The sequence below is a fragment of the uncultured Microbulbifer sp. genome (genome assembly GCF_913055755.1).
Classification (GTDB): domain Bacteria; phylum Pseudomonadota; class Gammaproteobacteria; order Pseudomonadales; family Cellvibrionaceae; genus Microbulbifer.
On the sequence record NZ_CAJXKH010000081.1, the window covers coordinates 1 to 18,272 of the forward strand.

General features: G+C 60.0%; 17 protein-coding genes and 1 pseudogene. 14 read left to right on the forward strand and 4 right to left on the reverse strand.

All coding sequences use genetic code 11. The annotated features are described in order from the left end of the window. The 6 genes and pseudogenes from QZ511_RS12940 to QZ511_RS12965 all read left to right on the forward strand — a co-directional run. Window positions 1–498, forward strand: a pseudogene (locus tag QZ511_RS12940) (molecular chaperone HtpG); the annotation flags it as partial. Between the two features lie 228 nt (window positions 499–726). Further along, entirely contained in the window at window positions 727–1,776 is a 1,050-nt protein-coding gene (locus QZ511_RS12945) for an NAD(P)H-dependent glycerol-3-phosphate dehydrogenase (RefSeq protein ID WP_295802966.1), read from the forward strand. A gap of 50 nt (window positions 1,777–1,826) precedes the next feature. After that, entirely contained in the window at window positions 1,827–2,105 is a 279-nt protein-coding gene (locus tag QZ511_RS12950; RefSeq protein WP_295802967.1) for a DUF4389 domain-containing protein, read from the forward strand. A 128-nt stretch (window positions 2,106–2,233) separates the two neighbouring features. Further along, window positions 2,234–2,809: a DUF4389 domain-containing protein gene (locus QZ511_RS12955; RefSeq protein ID WP_295802968.1), complete on the forward strand. Its 576-nt coding sequence runs from the start codon at window positions 2,234–2,236 to the stop codon at window positions 2,807–2,809. A gap of 45 nt (window positions 2,810–2,854) precedes the next feature. Beyond that, window positions 2,855–3,325 (forward strand): phosphohistidine phosphatase SixA, encoded by a 471-nt coding sequence (gene sixA / locus QZ511_RS12960; protein ID WP_295802969.1) that lies wholly within the window; start codon window positions 2,855–2,857, stop codon window positions 3,323–3,325. A gap of 135 nt (window positions 3,326–3,460) precedes the next feature. Then, on the forward strand, window positions 3,461–4,345 hold the full coding sequence (locus QZ511_RS12965) for an alpha/beta hydrolase (protein WP_295802970.1): 885 nt from the start codon (window positions 3,461–3,463) through the stop codon (window positions 4,343–4,345). On the opposite strand, the gene QZ511_RS12970 is transcribed toward QZ511_RS12965, so the two are convergent. Both QZ511_RS12970 and folE read right to left on the reverse strand, forming a co-directional pair. Further along, a complete protein-coding gene (locus QZ511_RS12970) occupies window positions 4,342–4,698 on the reverse strand; it encodes a 5-carboxymethyl-2-hydroxymuconate Delta-isomerase (RefSeq protein WP_295802971.1) in 357 nt (118 codons plus the stop codon). The two genes, QZ511_RS12965 and QZ511_RS12970, sit on opposite strands and share 4 nt — an antisense overlap. Before the next feature lie 32 nt (window positions 4,699–4,730). Continuing rightward, the gene (gene folE / locus QZ511_RS12975; RefSeq protein ID WP_295802972.1) at window positions 4,731–5,270 is read right to left on the reverse strand and encodes a GTP cyclohydrolase I FolE; all 540 of its coding nucleotides are present in this window, start codon (window positions 5,268–5,270) and stop codon (window positions 4,731–4,733) included. Between the two features lie 214 nt (window positions 5,271–5,484). Between folE and prmB the strand changes: the two genes are divergently transcribed. Next, window positions 5,485–6,414 (forward strand): 50S ribosomal protein L3 N(5)-glutamine methyltransferase, encoded by a 930-nt coding sequence (prmB, locus tag QZ511_RS12980; RefSeq protein WP_295802973.1) that lies wholly within the window; start codon window positions 5,485–5,487, stop codon window positions 6,412–6,414. 77 nt (window positions 6,415–6,491) lie between these two features. Then, window positions 6,492–7,592, forward strand: a complete 1,101-nt coding sequence (gene aroC / locus QZ511_RS12985; protein ID WP_295802974.1) for a chorismate synthase — start codon at window positions 6,492–6,494, stop codon at window positions 7,590–7,592. 82 nt (window positions 7,593–7,674) lie between these two features. Here the strand turns inward: aroC and QZ511_RS12990 are convergent, their stop codons facing one another. Next, on the reverse strand, window positions 7,675–8,412 hold the full coding sequence (locus tag QZ511_RS12990; RefSeq protein WP_295802975.1) for a TIGR04219 family outer membrane beta-barrel protein: 738 nt from the start codon (window positions 8,410–8,412) through the stop codon (window positions 7,675–7,677). A gap of 94 nt (window positions 8,413–8,506) precedes the next feature. Further along, window positions 8,507–9,385, reverse strand: a complete 879-nt coding sequence (locus QZ511_RS12995) for a LysR family transcriptional regulator (RefSeq protein WP_295802976.1) — start codon at window positions 9,383–9,385, stop codon at window positions 8,507–8,509. A 290-nt stretch (window positions 9,386–9,675) separates the two neighbouring features. Between QZ511_RS12995 and leuC the strand changes: the two genes are divergently transcribed. From leuC to QZ511_RS13025, 6 genes are all read left to right on the forward strand, one after another. Continuing rightward, the gene (gene leuC, locus QZ511_RS13000; protein ID WP_295802977.1) at window positions 9,676–11,124 is read left to right on the forward strand and encodes a 3-isopropylmalate dehydratase large subunit; all 1,449 of its coding nucleotides are present in this window, start codon (window positions 9,676–9,678) and stop codon (window positions 11,122–11,124) included. Further along, window positions 11,124–11,771, forward strand: a complete 648-nt coding sequence (leuD, locus tag QZ511_RS13005) for a 3-isopropylmalate dehydratase small subunit (protein WP_295802978.1) — start codon at window positions 11,124–11,126, stop codon at window positions 11,769–11,771. Before leuC ends, leuD begins: the two co-directional genes overlap by 1 nt. A 29-nt stretch (window positions 11,772–11,800) precedes the next feature. Further along, window positions 11,801–12,874: a 3-isopropylmalate dehydrogenase gene (gene leuB, locus QZ511_RS13010; protein WP_295802979.1), complete on the forward strand. Its 1,074-nt coding sequence runs from the start codon at window positions 11,801–11,803 to the stop codon at window positions 12,872–12,874. 100 nt (window positions 12,875–12,974) lie between these two features. Beyond that, window positions 12,975–14,090 (forward strand): aspartate-semialdehyde dehydrogenase, encoded by a 1,116-nt coding sequence (gene asd / locus QZ511_RS13015; RefSeq protein ID WP_295802980.1) that lies wholly within the window; start codon window positions 12,975–12,977, stop codon window positions 14,088–14,090. A gap of 146 nt (window positions 14,091–14,236) precedes the next feature. Then, a complete protein-coding gene (locus QZ511_RS13020; RefSeq protein ID WP_295802981.1) occupies window positions 14,237–15,232 on the forward strand; it encodes an Asd/ArgC dimerization domain-containing protein in 996 nt (331 codons plus the stop codon). Window positions 15,233–15,528: 296 nt separating this feature from the next. Beyond that, window positions 15,529–18,272, forward strand: a 2,744-nt coding sequence (locus tag QZ511_RS13025) for a FimV/HubP family polar landmark protein (protein ID WP_295802982.1), incomplete at its 3' end; no start/stop codon positions are given.

An 18,272-nucleotide genomic window follows, 5' to 3' on the forward strand; every position in this document is an offset into this window, starting at 1 on the left:
GTGGACGAGTGGTTCGTCGGCCATATGCAGGAGTTTGACGGCAAGCAGTTCCAGGACGTGGCCAAGGGCGCGCTGGACCTGGGTGAGGCGGAAAACGAAGACGACAAGGCCGAGCGCGAAAAGGTCGAGAAAGAGGCCGGTGCACTGGTGGAGCGCGTCAAGGAGGTACTGGCGTCCCGCGTGGAAGACGTGCGCGCCACCACCCGCCTGGTCGACTCGCCCGCGTGTCTGGTGGCCAGTGACCACGATATGGGCCTGCAGATGCGCCGTATCCTGGAGCAGGCGGGGCAGTCCCTGCCGGATTCCAAGCCGATCTTCGAGCTGAACCCCAGCCACCCGCTGGTACAGCGCCTGGATCAGGAGCAGGATGAAGACCGCTTTGCGGACCTCACCAATATCCTGATGGACCAGGCCAACCTGGCCGCGGGCAACCAGCTGGCGGACCCCGCGGACTACGTGCGGCGTCTGAACACGCTGTTGCTGGAACTGAACAGCTGATAGACAGGCTGACGCGAAAACCGGGCACATGCCCGGTTTTTTATTTTGGGGCCACTCAGTTTATTTGGCTGCGCGCTATAGTTAGCTGGTCCTTTATTGCGCGATTTGGTCGTAAATTCGCGGTATTTGTCGGCGATCTTGGCAAAAATGACCAAAAGGTGACGGCGCCGTTGGGCAGACCGCCGGCGCCCCGTATAATCGACCCAATTTTTCAGACAACGAAGTTTTATGACCGAGAAAGACGCTTCTTCGAGCCCTTCTGATTCCCGTTATTCCATCGCCATTCTCGGTGGCGGCAGTTTCGGTACCGCCGTCGCCAATATTATTGCCGGCAATGGTCACGATACCCGCCAGTGGATGCGCGACCCCGAGCGCGCCGCAGCCTGCATGGCCAACCGCGAAAACGCCTACTACCTGCCCGGGGTGGAGTTGCATCCCGACCTGCAGATAACCAGTGAGCTGGAGCGGGCGGTGTGCGGTTGCCAGATCGTATTTGTGGCGATCCCCAGCAAGTCCTTCCGTGAGGTGGTGCACCGCGCGGCGCCGGTGCTGGCACCCGGTACCATCCTGATTTCCCTCACCAAGGGGGTGGAGCACGACAGTTTCCACCTGATGAGCGACATCCTGCGGGAAGAGACCGACGGTATGCGCGTGGGGGTGTTGAGTGGCCCGAACTTTGCGAAGGAAATCGTCGCCGGGCATTACACCGCCACGGTTGTTGCCAGTGAAGACGAGGAGCTGTGCAGCACCATCCAGAAAGTGCTGCACTCGGAGACCTTCCGCGTCTATTCCAGCAACGATGTGTTCGGGGTGGAGTTGGCCGGGGCGTTGAAGAATATCTACGCCATCGTGACCGGTATGGCGGTCGCCCTGGGGCGCGGCCAGAATACCACCAGCCTGCTGATCACCCGCGCGCTGGCAGAAATGATGCGCTTTGCCGAGGCCATGGGCGCAGATCCGATGACCTTTATCGGCCTGGCGGGGGTAGGGGACCTGATCCTCACCTGTTCGTCCGATCTGAGCCGCAATTACCGGGTGGGCTACCTGGTGGGCAAGGGCAAGAAGCTGGACGAGGCCGTGGCAGAGATTGGCCAGGTGGCGGAAGGGGTGAACACCGTTCGTCTCATCAAGGCCAAAGCCGATGAATTAGGCGTCTACATGCCCTTGGTTTCTGCAATTCACGCCATATTATTTGAAGGTACCCCCATCCCGGCGGTGATTCGGGAGCTGATGTCCGGGGCGCAGACATTTGATGTGGCCTATTCCGCCAAGAGCTGAAGTGGTTGCCGCAGACCGAGGCATACCTCCAACCGTGAATGGAAAATTTTATGAATAACGAAGCCATCAAGCACAATCTGACCACTCCGGACCACTGGCTGCGCGCGCTGTTTATGGTGCTGTTTGTGATTCTGCTGGAAGTGGCGGGCGTGGTAATGCTTGCCACCATCGTCCTGCAGTTCCTGTTCGCCATCATCAGTGGCAGTCCCAATGAAAACCTGCGCCAGCTGGGCAGCCAGATCGCGTCGTACATATACCAGGTATTGCAGTTCCTGATTTACAACACCGAAGAGAAGCCGTTCCCCTTTGCCGAGTGGCCGCAGGACTGAAAGGTCCTGGTGCTATAGTTCAACTCCAAGACCAGTTGCACAAGCCGGCCGAAGCCGGTACTGCGCGTTCCGGTAGCGGACAGACCGCAAGCGCTGAATAACCAGGGATAAATTTTAGGGATAAGCCAATGAGCAATGAAGAACTGAAACAAAACCTCACGTCCACGAACCAGTGGGTGCGGCTGATCTACATGGTTCTGTTTGCGGTGTTGCTGGAAATTGCCGGGTTCGTGATGCTGGCGGTGGTGATCGCGCAATTCATCTTTGCCATTTTTACCGGTAGTGCCAATGACAACCTGCGCCGCCTGGGAGACCAGCTGGCATCCTATATTTACCAGGCCCTGCAATTCTTGATCTACAACTCCGAGGAGAAACCCTTCCCGTTTTCCGAGTGGCCGGAGTCCGATGTGGACGATATCTCCAGCTATGAAAGCGCTGAAGAGTTTGACGGCGAAGTGATCAGCGAGGATGAGGTGGTCGAGGGCGAAAGCGAAGGCGCCACCGCGGAAGAGGCGGAAGAAGCTGAGGAAGCATCGGTCATTGAGCTTGGTGCGGAAGACGTAAAAGAAGAGCCCGCGAAAAGCCGCGGGGCCGCCGATGCGGAAAAGCCCAGGGACAAGACCAGCAAAACCACAGGCGGCAGCAACAAAAACGCTGAATCCGATGGTGAAAACCCGGCGGAAAAAAGCACTGATGAGAAGTAAGTGAACAAGCGTTTTTGGTAACCCTGGTAGTGTTTGGAGTTTTGCGTGCTGTTATACGTAATGCGTCACGGGAAAGCGGAACCCTACAGTAAAAGTGACGAAACCCGGGCGCTCACGGAGCGGGGGCGGGCAGACGTTGCCGCGGTGTGCAAGGAGCGCGCTTCGGAGCTGGCGCAGGTGAAAACAATCTGGGCCAGCCCGTTTGTGCGTACGCGTCAAACCGCAAAGATTGTCGCTGAGACCTTCCGTCGCGAAGTGGAAATCAACGAATATCTCACTGGTGATACCCCGCTCACAGCGCTGCTGGAAGTGCTTGCAGAGGTGCCCGAGGAAAATTTCCCTCTGTTGCTGGTGAGCCACCAGCCGCTGGTGGGCAGCCTGGTCAATGGTCTGTGTGGCACCGGCAATGAACACTCCATGGGCACCTCGAGCCTGGCGTGCCTCAAGGCCGACGTGTGGGCAACGGACTGCGCGGAGCTCCAGTGGTTGCAGCACAAGCCGGAACCGCTCTCATAGCCCTCGCATAGCGCTCCCACATCTGTTCTGCAGTCGCCATAAGCAGATTGAACAGGTGCGGTGGTGCATGTCGCCATTGTTGAGGCCCTGGGCGGCTGCCAACATACTGCGTTCCACCGGCATTTTGACTTACCCATGAGCGCGAATACTTCTTTCTGCACCTCTCCCCGTGAAATTTCCCTCGACCTGTGCGGCAACCGGATCGCCGCCCGCCAGTGGGGCAACCCGAGCGGGGTGCCGGTACTGGCGCTGCACGGCTGGCTGGATAACTGTGCCAGCTTCGACAGAATCGCGCCGCTGCTGCCGGAATTGAACCTGGTGGCGGTGGATCTGGCGGGGCACGGCCAGAGCTACCACCGGCACGCGGAAGCCAATTACAACATCTGGGGTGAAATCGAGGATGTGTTCGGCATCGCCGATGCCCTCGGTTGGCAGCAGTTTTCCTGCTTGTCCCACTCTCGTGGCGCGGTCATTTCGATGATTGCCGCCGCGACCTTTCCCGAGCGGATACAGCGCCTGGCATTGATCGACGGGCTGGTGCCGCCACCGGCAGAAGACGAAGAGGCACCGGACATCCTGCGCAATGGCATTGAGCAGCGGGCTCGCTACCGCAACCGCAAGTCGAAAGTATTCGAATCCCTGGAAGTGGCGGTTGCCGCGCGCAAGAACGGACTGTTCAAGCTGACCGAAGATGCCGCGCGCAGGCTGGTGGAGCGCGGAGTGCGCCCCTGCGAGGGCGGCTTTACCTGGAGCAACGATCCCCAGTTGCTGGCGAGCTCGCTGGCGAAGTTGAATGGCGCCCAGGTCGAGGCGTTCCTGGGGCGGGCGACGATGCCGATCCGCCTGGCGCTGGGCAAATCCGGGATTCAGGAAATGATCACGCGGGTGAAACCGGTTGCGGAGAAATACGCCAATATCGCCATCCGCGAATTTCCCGGCAGCCATCACCTGCATATGGAAGACAGTGCGGAGGTGATCGCCGACTGGTTCCGCCTATTTCTTACCGGAGGGGAAGCTTAAAACGGCACCCGCTTAGAGTAGCTCGCTTTTTCCATATCCCGCACTTCCACAGAAATTTCCGGCACTTCCGGTGCCGCTTCACACAGGAAATTGAAGATTGCGGAGCTCAGCGCCTCTTTCTGTTCCGCGGTGCGGCCTTCGAGAATGCGCACTTCCGCGTGGATAAACAGGTTGCTGGAGCCCTCGTGACGCTTGCCGAGCACAAAGTCCCGGTAGGGCAGGGCGCGGGTCTTGACCGCGGAAGGGGAGAAGAGCCCGGTGTCGCACATGGCCTGCTGGCCGTTGCTCACCAGTGCCGGGATGGAAAGCGCTTCTTCCAGTTTTTCGGAATACTCGATCACCAGGTGTGGCATTGCGGGCTCTCCCTAATTAAATAACCTTAAGGCTAGCGCAGCAGTGACAGGAATTCGTTGCGGGTAGCCTGCTGGCTGCGGAACGAACCCAGCATGGCAGAGGTTTTCATCACCGAGTTCTGCTTTTCCACACCGCGCATCATCATGCACATGTGCTTGGCTTCGATGATCACGCCGACGCCGGCGGCGCCGGTCACCTGCTGGATGGTGTTGGCGATCTGTACGGTCAGTTGCTCCTGGATCTGCAAACGGCGCGCAAACATGTCTACAATGCGCGCCACCTTGGACAGGCCGAGCACCTTGCCGTCCGGGATATAGGCCACGTGCGCCTTGCCGATAAAGGGCAGCATGTGGTGTTCGCACAGGGAGTACAGCTCGATGTCCTTGACCAGTACCATCTCGCTGCAGTCCGAGGGGAAGAGCGCTTCGTTAACCACTTCATCAACGGTCTGCTGGTAGCCGCGGGTGAGGTACTGCATGGCCTTGGCCGCCCGCAGCGGCGTGTCCTTCAGACCCGGGCGTTCCAGGTCTTCGCCAATGGCTTCAATGATCTGTGCGTATTGTTCTTTCATCAGTATGCTTCCAACGTCTCGCCCGCTATTCGATTGCGCAGTGATACGCAGGTGCCCGGGCGTTCGATCACCCCGCGCGACAATCGCAGTCGCGGCGGGGCTGTTATCACCGGATATCAAGACCGGGGATTCAGGGGGTGCGCTACCCTAAGCCTTTGTGCAACGCTAGTAAAGCGGCAAGAAGGAAAGCGCCTAATTTTGAGGATTATCGCCAATGATAGAGAAACGGGAGTCCAGTTTGCACGAATTGTGTACAGTGCTGGATTATATCCGCTGGGGTGCCAGCCGCTTCAATGCTGAACAGTTGTGGTTCGGTCACGGCACGGATAACGCCTGGGATGAGGCTGTCCTGCTGGTCACTCACGCACTGCACCTGCCGGTGGATAGCAAACCGGAAATCCTCGCTGCGCGCCTGACCATGGACGAGCGCCGGGACGTGCTGGCGGTGCTGGAAAAACGCATCGATGAACGCCTGCCGTCTCCCTATATCACCAAGGAAGCCTGGTTCTGTGACCTGCCGTTTTATGTAGACGAGCGGGTACTGGTACCGCGCTCACCCATCGGCGAACTGATCCGCCAGGGGTTCGAACCCTGGCTGCAGCAGGAGCCCCTGGCGATCCTCGACCTGTGTTGCGGCAGCGGTTGTATCGGCATCGCCTGCGCCGACGCCTTTCCGCAGGCGCGGGTGGACCTGAGCGATATTTCCGCCGATGCCATCGAGGTGGCGCAGATCAATATCAACCGCCATCACCTCAACGATGAGGTGCGCGCGGTGCAGTCGGACCTGTTCGGGGGGCTCAAGGGCTGCAGCTACGACCTGATTGTGAGCAACCCTCCTTATGTAGACGCCCGCGACCTGGCGGAGATGCCGCAGGAATACCATGCGGAGCCCGGGTTGGCGCTGGGCTCCGGCGACGACGGCCTCGACTTCACCCGCCGCCTGTTGCTGGAGGCGCCGGACCACCTGCAGCCGGAAGGTATTCTGGTGTGCGAGGTGGGCAACAGCTGGGAGGCGTTGGAAGCCGCTTATCCGCAGGTGCCGTTTGTCTGGCCGGAACTGGAAGAGGGCGGCCACGGGGTGTTTATTTTGACCCGGGAAGACCTGCTCGCCTGTCGACCGTTTTTTGAAGCGGGCGCCAATTGAGCGCGCCGGCGGCGACGTAATCCTCTATAATGCGCGGCTTTCCGCGAATAATTGACTAGAGGTAGGGAATACCGGGTATGTCGGGCAACACATTTGGCAAGCTGTTCAGCGTAACCACTTTTGGCGAGAGCCACGGTCCGGCATTGGGCTGTATTATTGATGGCTGTCCCCCCGGGCTGGAAATTTCTGCGGAAGAAATTCAGCTGGAACTGGACCGCCGCAAGCCCGGCACCTCCCGCTACACCACCCAGCGCCGCGAAGCGGACGCAGTCAAAATCCTCTCCGGCGTGTTCGAAGGCAAAACCACCGGCACGCCCATTGGTCTGCTGATCGAAAATACCGACCAGCGCTCCAAAGACTACGCCAATATCGCCGAGCAGATCCGCCCGGCCCACGCCGATTACACCTACTGGGCCAAATACGGCCTGCGCGACTACCGCGGCGGAGGGCGCTCTTCCGCGCGCGAGACCGCCATGCGGGTTGCCGCGGGCGCCATTGCCAAGAAGTGGCTGAAGCAGCGCTACGGCATCGAGGTGCGCGGCTACCTGTCCCAGCTCGGTCCCATCAAGGTGGAAACCCTCGACTGGTCCCAGGTGGATCAGAACCCGTTTTTCTGTCCGGATGCTTCCAAAGTGCCGGAGATGGAAGAGTATATGCAGGCCCTGATCAAGGAGGGCAACTCCATCGGTGCGCGTATCTCCGTGCACGCAAGCGGTGTGCCTGCCGGTCTCGGCGAGCCGATCTTCGACCGGCTGGATGCGGACCTGGCCCACGCGCTGATGAGTATCAATGCGGTCAAAGGCGTGGAGATCGGAGCCGGGTTTGCTTCGGTGGAGCAGAAGGGTACCGAGCATCGCGATGAGATTACCGAGGAGGGTTTCCAGTCCAACAATGCCGGCGGTGTGCTCGGCGGAATTTCCAGCGGTCAGGAACTGATCGCGCATATCGCCCTGAAGCCGACTTCCAGCCTGCGCATTCCGGGCAAGAGCCTGGATACCAACGGCAATCCGATCGAGGTGGTCACCAAGGGACGTCACGACCCCTGTGTCGGTATCCGTGCAACGCCGATTGCCGAGGCGATGATGGCGCTGGTACTGGTCGATCATGTGCTGCGCCAGCGGGCACAGAACGGAGATGTGGATTTCGGTCTGAAAATTCCCGCGGGAAATGATTCCTGATCCGTTGAAGCGGATTTGAAAACAAAAAAGGCGGAGCGCCAAAAGCGCTCCGCCTTTTTTGTGGCCGGCTGTAATCGCTGGATTACAGGTGCAGGCTCAGGCCCAGGTAGGGGCCCTTGATTTCCAGGTCGCTCTGCAGCTCGTCCAGTTCCTGGATGTCCAGGGTCATGGCGCGGTAGCCGGCTTCCACGGCGAAATCCAGTGCCGGTACGAAGTCCCAGCGGATTTTCGCGGTCACGTCGGTAAGGGTATCGCCCTTGTAACCGGTGCCGTTGCCCTGGGCAACGATGGACCAGCCGGTAAACGGTAGGTCGAAACGGGCCACGCCGTAGACCATCGGCAGTACCCCGGAGAATTCGATCTCTTCCGACTGGAATTCGCTCACGACAGTCATGTCACCGCTGAACTGGCGCGCAGTCAGGCCCAGGTCCAGGTTTACCCAGTTGTCGAGAATCTCGTAGTACAGGGTGGCATCGGTGTGGGAGAGGTTGAGGTCGGTCGCCACTTCGGAGCCGACGATGAATGTTTCGTCATCGAAGGTCACGTTTTCGCTGAGGAAGGTGCTGCCGTTGCTTTCGATCTTGCTGTGGGCCACGAGGATGTTCGGCACCAGCGGGATCGGGTGTTCGAGTGCGGCCTGCAGGAATGTGACGTTGTCTTCGGCCAGGTCAAACTCGTCCACATTGAAGTTGTCGACACCGACACCGCCACTGTAGGCCGGCATCCAGACGCCGGCAGAGGCGTCGAAGCCGAGGATGGTGTCGGCGCTGGCGCCGGCAGAAGCCAGAGCGGCGCAGAGTGCCAGGGTGATTTTTTTCATTGGTTTCGCTCCCATTTTAATTCTGCGGCGGAGTGTACCGGTTTTTGCCGAAGTTTCTCTGACCAGTTGCCGATTTTGAGAAGCGGTTTGCCCCTTATAGCCCGGTTGCGGCCTGGGTCAGCAGTTGCTGCAGGGCATTGGCGGCATTGCTGAGGGTGCGGTTGCGGTGATTGATCACGCCCAGGTTGCGCACGATGCTGAGTTCGGGCACGGGCAGTTCGGCGAGGGACTCGTCCACCAGGGTTTTTGGCAGCACACTCCAGCCGAGGCCGACGCCGGCCATCATTTTGATGGTTTCGAGGAAGTTGGTGGCCAGTTTGGCGGTCAGTTTCAGGCCGTGGCGGTCGAACTCGCGCTTGATCAGCCGCCCGGTATAGGTGTTGAGGTCGGGCAGGATCGCGGGGTATTGCGCGAGTGCGGGCAGGTCCAGTTCGGGCATCTGTGCCAGGGGGTGGTCGGGGGCGGCGACAACGACGCAGGGGTCGGGCCAGATGATCTGGGCGTTGAGGTTGGGGTAATCCTTGAGTGCGAGGGTGACGACGGCCAGTTCGTACTCGCCTGCCACCAGGGCCTCGTAGGCCTGTTCGGAATCGACAAAGTCGATATCGAGGGAGACGTCGGGGTAGCGGTTGCTGAAGTCACGCAGTACCGGAGGCAGGTGGTGTAGGCCGACGTGATGGCTGGTGGCGATACGCAGGCTGCCGCCGATGGTGTCGCCGAGGCTTCTGAGTTCGCGCTCTGCGTCGCTGACTTCGTTGAGTATGTGGCGGGCGCGGGGCAGCAGCGCCTTGCCGGCAGTGGTGAGCTGCAGGCGGCGGCCGATGCGGTCGAACAGGGGGGTGCCCAGCTGCTGTTCCAGGGACGCGAGCCGTTTGCTGACGGCGGGCTGGGTCAGGTGTAGTTGTTCGGCGGCGTCGGAAACGGAGCCCTGTTCAGCAATGGCGAGGAAGGCTCTGAGCCACTGGATTTCCATGCGATGAAATTGCCTCGGTAGCGGGGCTGCTTACGGGTGGGGTTTTGCGAGACACGCCGTGAACCCATCCATGGGGGCTCTTCCGCGACATCCCTGTCGCAGAAGGTCTCGCAATACCCCACCCGCAATCAGCCCCTTCGATTCTGAGCGGGGATAGCTCGAACCTGGGTTTGTAAAAGTTATAGTTTTGGGTATTCCAAAAGAGAATGTGCCATATAATAAATATAAATTGATGTTATTCAATGCCCCCCCTAGACTCCCGCATGTTATCCATAGAGGAGATGGGGCTGATGGGCCATCAAGAGCACACCAAACAGACGCTTTACGACAAGCTCTGGCAAGACCACCTGGTCAAAAGCCGCGAAGACGGCACCGCACTGATTTATATCGACCGCCACCTGATTCACGAAGTGACCTCGCCCCAGGCCTTCGAAGGCCTGCGCCTGGCCGGCCGCAAGCCGTGGCGTACGGATTCGATTGTCGGTACCCCGGACCACAACGTGGCCTCCGACAGCGAGGAACGCGCCGGTGGCGTGGCGGGTATTCGCGATGAGATCTCGCGGATCCAGGTGCAGACCCTGGATGAGAACTGCAAGGATTTCGGTATCGTCGAGTTCGGTATCAATGATCCGGGCCAGGGTATTGTGCACGTGATCGGTCCCGAGACCGGTGCGACCCTGCCGGGTATGACCGTGGTGTGTGGTGACTCACATACTTCCACCCACGGTGCACTGGGTGCGCTGGCGCACGGTATCGGCACTTCCGAGGTGGAACACGTGATGGCCACCCAGTGCCTGATCCAGAAGAAGATGAAGAACATGCTGGTGCGCGTGGACGGTGAACTCGGTCCGGGCGTAACCGCGAAAGATGTGGTGCTGGCGATTATCGGCAAGATCGGTACCGCCGGCGGTACCGGCTACGCCATCGAGTTCGGTGGTGAGGTGATCCGCAAGCTGTCCATGGAAGGTCGCATGACCATCTGCAACATGGCAATCGAGGCCGGCGCCCGTGCCGGTATGGTCGCAGTGGACCAGATCACTCTGGACTACGTAAAGGGAAAACCCTACGCGCCCAAGGGCGAGCAGTGGGACAAAGCGGTGGAAAGCTGGAGCCGCCTGCACTCCGACGACGGTGCGCATTTCGATGCGATCGTTGAGCTGCGCGGCGAAGAGATCGAGCCGCAGGTGAGCTGGGGCACCTCTCCAGAAATGGTTGCGCCGGTGAGCGCGCTGGTACCGGATCCCGCAGCCGAAAGCGATTCAACCAGGAAGGCGGGCATCGAGCGCGCGCTGGAATATATGGGCCTGAACGCAGGGCAGAAGATTACCGATATCAATCTGGATCGCGTGTTTATCGGCTCCTGTACCAATTCCCGGATCGAAGACCTGCGCGCGGCGGCAGCAGTGGCCAAGGGCCACAAGAAAGCCGACAGCGTGAAGCAGGTGCTGGTGGTGCCCGGTTCCCAGTCGGTAAAAGCGCAGGCCGAGAAAGAAGGGCTCGACAAGGTATTTATCGAAGCGGGCTTCGAGTGGCGCGAGCCTTCCTGCTCCATGTGTCTGGCGATGAATGCGGACAAGCTGGGCGCCGGTGAGCACTGTGCCTCCACTTCCAACCGCAACTTTGAAGGTCGCCAGGGCTACGGTGGTCGCACCCACCTGGTGAGCCCGAGCATGGCGGCGGCCGCGGCGATTGCGGGCCATTTTGTCGATGTACGTGAAATGCAGAAGGAGGCGCTCTGATGAAGGCTTTTACCCAACATAAAGGCGTCGCCGCACCGATGGATCGCGCCAACGTGGATACGGATCTGATTATTCCGAAGCAGTTCCTGAAGTCCATCAAGCGTACCGGCTTTGGCCCGAACCTGTTCGATGAGCTGCGTTATCTCGACGAAGGCCAGCCGGGGCAGGACTGCAGCCAGCGCCCGGTAAATCCGGAGTTTCCGCTGAATTTCCCTCGCTACCAGGGCGCTTCTGTGCTGTTGGCACGCAAGAATTTCGGCTGTGGTTCCAGCCGCGAACACGCCCCCTGGGCGCTCGACGATCACGGTTTTCGCGCGGTAATTGCGCCGAGCTTTGCGGACATTTTTTTCAATAACTGTTTCAAGAATGGCCTGTTGCCGATCGTTCTGGACGAAGACACTGTCGAGCAGTTGTTCCAGGAAATGTACGCCGAGGAAGGCTACGCGCTGACCATTGATCTGGAAAAGCAGCTGGTCATCAAGCCCAATGGCGAGACCATCGCATTTGAAGTGGACGAGTTCCGCAAACACTGCCTGCTGAACGGCCTCGATGATATCGGCCTGACCTTGGAAGATGCGGACGAGATTCGCGCGTACGAAGCCAAGCGTCGCGAACAGGCGCCGTGGCTGTTTGATGCTGTGAAGTGAACTGGCGAACGGAATAATTGGAAAATTCGATGAGCAAGAAAATCATGATCCTCCCGGGCGACGGTATTGGCCCGGAAATTGTCGAGCAGGCGGTTGCGGTACTGAAAACTGCCGATGAAAAATTTGGCCTGAACCTGGAATTTACCGAAGGCCTGATCGGTGGTGCTTCCATCGATGCCCACGGTGAGCCGCTGACCGACGCGGAACTGGCAAAGGCCGGTGAGTGCGACGCGGTTCTGCTGGGTGCGGTGGGTGGTCCCAAGTGGGATACCCTGGATCGCGCCATCCGTCCGGAAAGAGGTCTGCTGAAAATTCGCAGCGGCCTCGGGCTGTACGCCAACCTGCGCCCGGCCATTTTGTACCCGCAGCTGGCCGATGCCTCCTCGCTGAAGCCGGAAGTGGTTTCCGGTCTCGACATCCTGATCGTGCGCGAGCTTACTGGTGGTATCTACTTCGGTGAGCCCCGCGGAATCAAAACATTGGAGAATGGCGAGAAACAGGGCTACAACACCTACGTCTACAAAGAATCGGAAATCGAGCGTATCGCTCGCACCGCCTTCGAAGCCGCACAGAAGCGCGGTGGCAAGCTGTGCTCCGTCGACAAGGCCAACGTGCTGGAAGTGACCGTGCTGTGGCGCGAAGTGCTGGACCGCCTGGCTCCGGAATACCCGGATGTGGAGCTGTCCCACATGTACGTGGACAACGCCGCCATGCAGCTGGTGCGCGCACCCAAGCAGTTCGACGTGATGGTGACCGGCAACATGTTCGGCGACATCCTGTCCGACGCCGCTGCCATGCTCACCGGTTCCATCGGCATGCTGCCCTCGGCGTCCATGAACGAAACCGGCTTTGGCCTGTATGAACCCTGCCACGGCAGTGCGCCGGATATCGCGGGGCAGGGCATCGCCAACCCGCTGGCGACCATACTGTCTGCCGCCATGATGCTGCGTTACTCCCTGGATATGGGCGAGGCAGCGGATGCCATCGAAGCAGCGGTAAGCAAGGTACTGGATCAGGGACTGCGCACCGCGGACATCTATACCGAAGGCTCGAAGAAAGTCTCCACCGCGGAAATGGGTGCAGCAGTGGTGGCCGCTTTCTGATAAGTCCATTCACCATTTAGCCGTTGTCCCGGCCGCTCGTGGTAAACGCGCCGCAGTGCGCCGGGAACCCAGAAACTCACAGATTCGACAGGATATTGAAATGAACAAGGTAGGATTCGTAGGCTGGCGCGGTATGGTCGGCTCCGTTCTGATGGGCCGCATGCTGGAAGAAAACGACTTCGCGCATATCGCCGAGCCGGTATTTTTCTCCACTTCCAATGCCGGTGGCAAAGCCCCGGAAATTGGCAAGGAAGTCGCTCCATTGAAGGACGCCTACGACCTGGACGCGCTGGCCGAGCTGGACGCCATCGTCAGCTGCCAGGGCGGCGATTACACCAAGGAAGTGTTTGCAAAACTGCGTGAAAAAGGCTGGAAGGGCTACTGGATCGACGCCGCCTCCAGCCTGCGTATGGACGGCGACGCCATCATCGTGCTGGACCCGGTCAACCGCGATGTGATTGACCGCGGCATTGAATCCGGTGTGAAAAACTATATCGGCGGCAACTGCACCGTGAGCCTGATGCTGATGGGCCTCGGTGGCCTGTTCAAGGCCGGCCTGGTGGAGTGGGTTACCGCTCAGACCTATCAGGCGGCCAGCGGTGCCGGCGCCAAGAATATGCGCGAACTGATTTCCCAGATGGGCAGTATCCGCGACGGCGTGGCCGAAGAGCTGGCCGACCCCTCCAGCGCGATTCTGGAGATCGACCGCAAGGTGGTCGAAAACATGCGCAGCAGCGACTTCCCGACTTCCGAGTTCGGCGCGCCGCTGGCGGGCAGCCTGCTGCCGTGGATCGACACCCAGCTGGAATCCGGCCAGAGCCGCGAGGAGTGGAAGGCGCAAGTGGAAGCGAACAAGATTCTGGGCACCAGCGCCACGGTACCCGTGGACGGCACCTGTGTCCGCATCGGTGCCATGCGCTGTCACAGCCAGGCGTTTACCGTGAAGCTGAAGAAAGATCTGCCTATGGAAGAGATCGAACAGCTGATCGGCTCCGCCAACGACTGGGTGAAAGTGGTGCCGAACGACCGCGAAGTGACCCTGAAGGAGCTGACCCCAACTGCGGTAACCGGCAAGCTGGATATCCCGGTGGGTCGCCTGCGCAAGCTGAGCATGGGTGGCGAGTACCTGAACGCCTTTACCGTTGGCGACCAGCTGCTGTGGGGTGCCGCGGAGCCCCTGCGTCGCGTATTGCTGATCCTGCTTGGCAAGCTGTAAGTCACAGATTTGTCCAATCGGCCGCCCCTTTTCCCGGGGCGGCTTCCCCCCGCCTTTCTCGCGAGTATAATCGCCCCGCATTTTTTCTGTCGCTTTAATGGCCGAACTGGCCGCGAAGCGCACAATCTAGGTCGTGAGTACAAAATATGTCAGAAGCCACCCGCGAGTTGGTGATTGTCGGTGTCGGCAGCACGCCATTCGATGCCGTGCTGGAAATCCTCGAAGAGCGAAAAACCGTCAAGCCGGACCAGCTGAAGCTGCTGGCTGCGGATGAGGCCGATGTGGATCCACAGGTGTTTGCCAACCGCAGCGTGGCAGTGCAGTCGCTCAAGGACTTCGCTTTCAGCGCAGACCAGGTGGTGCTGCTGTTGGCCGGTGATGACACTGCCAAGGCTGCGCTGGCCAAGGCGGAGGCCGCCGGGGCCTGGGTGGTGGATGCGGGCGGTATTACCCGTGGCGACGAGAGCGCGGAACTGATTCACCCGCTGTTGAATGCCGCTGCGCTGCAAGAGGTAGAGCGCCAGGTGATCGCGGTTCCAGGTGCCGGCGCGGCAATGATTGCGGAAGCGCTGTATCCGCTGGCATCCCGGCTGCAGTCGGTGGAAATAGTGCTGAATCAGCCGGTTTCGGCGCTGGGCAAATCCAGTGTCGATAGTGCCGCCGCGCAGACCGCGCGCCTGTTCAATGGGCAGGAACCGGAACTGGATGAAACTACCGGGCAGCGACTGGCATTCAACCACCTGAGTTCAGCGGAAGCGCTGCTCGACAGCGGGCACAATTTCAGCGAGCTCGCCCTGGTGCACGAGTTGCGTCGTCTGCTGGGCGCAGAGGTTGCGCTCGACGCGACCATCAATACCGCCTCTGTTTTTCATGGGCAGCTCGCCAATCTCAGTGTGAACCTGAAAGAAGAGGTGGATCTGGAGCAGGTGCGCGGATTGCTCGCTAACGGCGCCCGCCTGGAGATGCGTGAGCACCCGTCGTCACAGGATGCTGTGGGGGGAGAAAATACTCTGGTTGGACGCCTGCGCCGCGGACTGATTAGCCCGAAGCAGGTTAATTTTTGTACGGTATCCGACAATCTGCGGAAAGACATCGCAATTAACTGTGTACAGATTGTCCACTTGTTGCTAAAAATCCATTGATATTTAATACTTAGCGCCCATTCTGAAGGTTTCTTCTTAACTTCGCTTCGGGGAGCGGTTACCGATGCGAAGTGGAAAAGAGCGAATAAAGAAGGCGATTTGAGTTTAATCGGGGGGCGAATTTTTCGCCGGTAAGTGGAGTCCGTTGCCAGCGCGCGGGCTCTTTTGGGTAAAAAATGTACGGCTAGCTGTATAAATTTGCTGTACAAAACTGCAAACGATCGAGAGATTTGCACAGGTTTACTGTGCGAGTCGGGCGATTTGCAGAGAGATTCTAACAATAAAGGGAATCGGATATGCGCGTGCAAAAGCTGGCACTTGCTGTGGGTCTGGTCAGCGCACTGGGTGGCAATGGGGCTCTGGCGCTCGGTCTCGGTGAGATCAAGCTGAACTCCACGCTGAATCAGCCGCTCAATGCAGAAATCAGGCTGCTGCAGACTCGTGGTCTTGGGGACAGCGAGATCAAAGTGCGTCTCGCCAGTGCGGAAGATTTTGACCGCGCGGGGGTAGACCGTGCCTATCTGTTGAGCGAACTGCAGTTTGACGTCGACTATTCCGGTGCCGAGCCGGTAGTGCGGATTTCCAGCCGCTCTCCCATTCGCGAACCCTTCCTGAACTTCCTGGTGGAAACCCGCTGGCCCAGTGGCCGACTGCTGCGGGAATACACCCTGTTGATGGATCTGCCCGCTTTCTCCACCAATACCGCGTCCCAGCCGGTGCGCGCCGCCGAGCGCGAGCGCCAGCAGGTGCGTCGCCAGGCGCCGGTGCAGCAACCCCGGCAGCCTGCGGTACAGCGCCGTGCCCCCGAGCCGGTGCAGGCGCCCGCGGAAGCCCCGGCAACGGAATACAGCGAACCTCAAACCGCCAACACTGCACCGGCACAGCCCGAAGTGCAGCAGCCGGTATACGAAGCCCCGGCAGAGAGCACTGCCGACAGCGGCAGCCGCGTCTACGGTCCGGTAGAAGCAAACAATACCCTGTGGGAAATCGCCCGCGACAGCCGCGAGAGCCGCGAGGTATCGGTCCAGCAGACCATGCTGGCGATCCAGCGTCTGAATCCGGAAGCCTTCATCAACAACAATATCAACCTGTTGAAGAAGGGTGCGGTACTGCGCCTGCCCACCACCGAAGAAGTGCGTGCGCTCACCATGAGCGAAGCGGTTTCCGAGGTGGCCAGCCAGAACGACGCCTGGCGCGAACGCGTGGGCGACAGCGCCCTCGGTGCGCCGCTGGACGGCCGCGCAGTAGCGGAAGAGAGCGCCGAGTCCGAAGTGGTCGAAGGCCGCGTGACCCTGGGCGCGCCGGGAGATAACGAATCAGTCACCTCCGGCACCGGTAGCGGTGCCAGTGAGAGCGAAGCGCTGGCCGGCGAGCTGGCGGTATCCGAGGAAGAGCTCGACAAGTCCCGCCTGGAAAATGCGGAACTGCAGGAGCGCATCGGCGAGCTCGACGAACAGATCGATACCATGGAGCGCATGGTTGAGGTCTCCAACGACGAATTGCGCGCAGTGCAGGACGCTGCGGCGCAGACCGATGCGGCGGAGAGCGATACCGCGAGTGACCCTCTGGCCGAGGAGGCCGGTGAAACCGTTGAGACTGACTCTACAGGGTCGGCGATGGAAGAGGGCGCAGACGCGGCAGTAGTGGATGATGCCGTTACGGATGCCGCGCCGGAGGAAGAGGCCGCTGAACCGGAGGCTGTAACGGAAACCCCCGCCGATGATGATGCGCGCAACCGGGTAGTGGTGGTTCAGACCCAGTCCGAGCCGACCCTGGTCGAGCGCCTGATGGAGAATATCCAGTTTATTGCCATTGGTGCCGGTGCATTGCTGGTCGGCCTGTTCGGCTTCCTGACCTGGCGTCGCCGCAAAGAGGAAGAAGAGGCCATCCGTCAGGTAGAGGCGGAAATGGCTGCAGAAGCTGCGAGTGCTGAAGCGGACGAAATGTCGGCGCAAGATGATCAGCTGAGCGCGGTGGAAGAGCTGGAGTCGGACAGCAGCTTCGACCTGGATCACCTGGGTGATCTGGAAACCGGAGATCCGGTGGCCGAGGCGGAAATTCACCTGTCACTGGGGCAGTACCCGGAGGCGGAGGCCAAGCTGTTGTCCGGTCTCGAATCTGCACCGGCCAATGTGGACGCGCGCCTGATGCTGCTCGAGGTCTATGCCCAGCAGCAGAATGTAGAGAATTTTGACAACCATTATCGCCAGTTGCTGGGCTACAGCGACGGACCCGTCGCCGACCGCGCGGCGCGCCTGCGGGAAACCATCGCCGGTGCCGGCGAGTTCGAAGCACCGGAAATGGATGTCTCCAGCGAGTCTCTGGAGGCGGCGCAACTGGATGATCTGGGTACTGACTTTAGCGAAGATTTCGCGAGCAATGCCTCGTTTGACGACCTTGACGAGTTCTCAACAGGTGCCACTAGCGACACAGCGTCGGGCGACAGCAGCGACGATTTCGGTGCCTTCGACGATCTGTCTCTGGATCTGGACGATGAGCCGCAACAATCTGCGGAAGCGGACGGTGAGGACTTCTCCCTCGATCTGGATCTGGATGGTGACTTTGACCTCGGCGGTGATGAATTGCAGGGTGTAGAGGGTGCAGAGGAACCAGCTGCGCAGGTGGAAGCCGGCGATAGCGAGCTGGATCTCGGCAACCTGGATATGGACGACTTCGGCAGCGAGCTGTCCGAGTCCGAATCCGCCGGTGAAGTCTCTTCCGCGGACGGCGACCTGGGTGGCCTGGAGTTCGACCTCGACCTGTCGCCGGCGGAAGAGTCCGAAGAGCTGACTCTGGATACCGAAGACTCTGTGGCCGCGAGCGACTCAGCGTCCGGCAGCGAGCTGTCTCTGGACGATGATGGTTTCGATTCCATTGGCGATGATCTCGGCGATCTTGACCTGGATTCCATCGACCTGGGAGATCTGGAGCTGGGCGATGACCTGGCTGCGGGTGGTGTCTCTGGTTCTGCGGACGTGGCGCAGACCAGCGAGGCCGAAGCGGACCTGGATTTCGACCTGGCGGTGGAAGAAGAACCCGC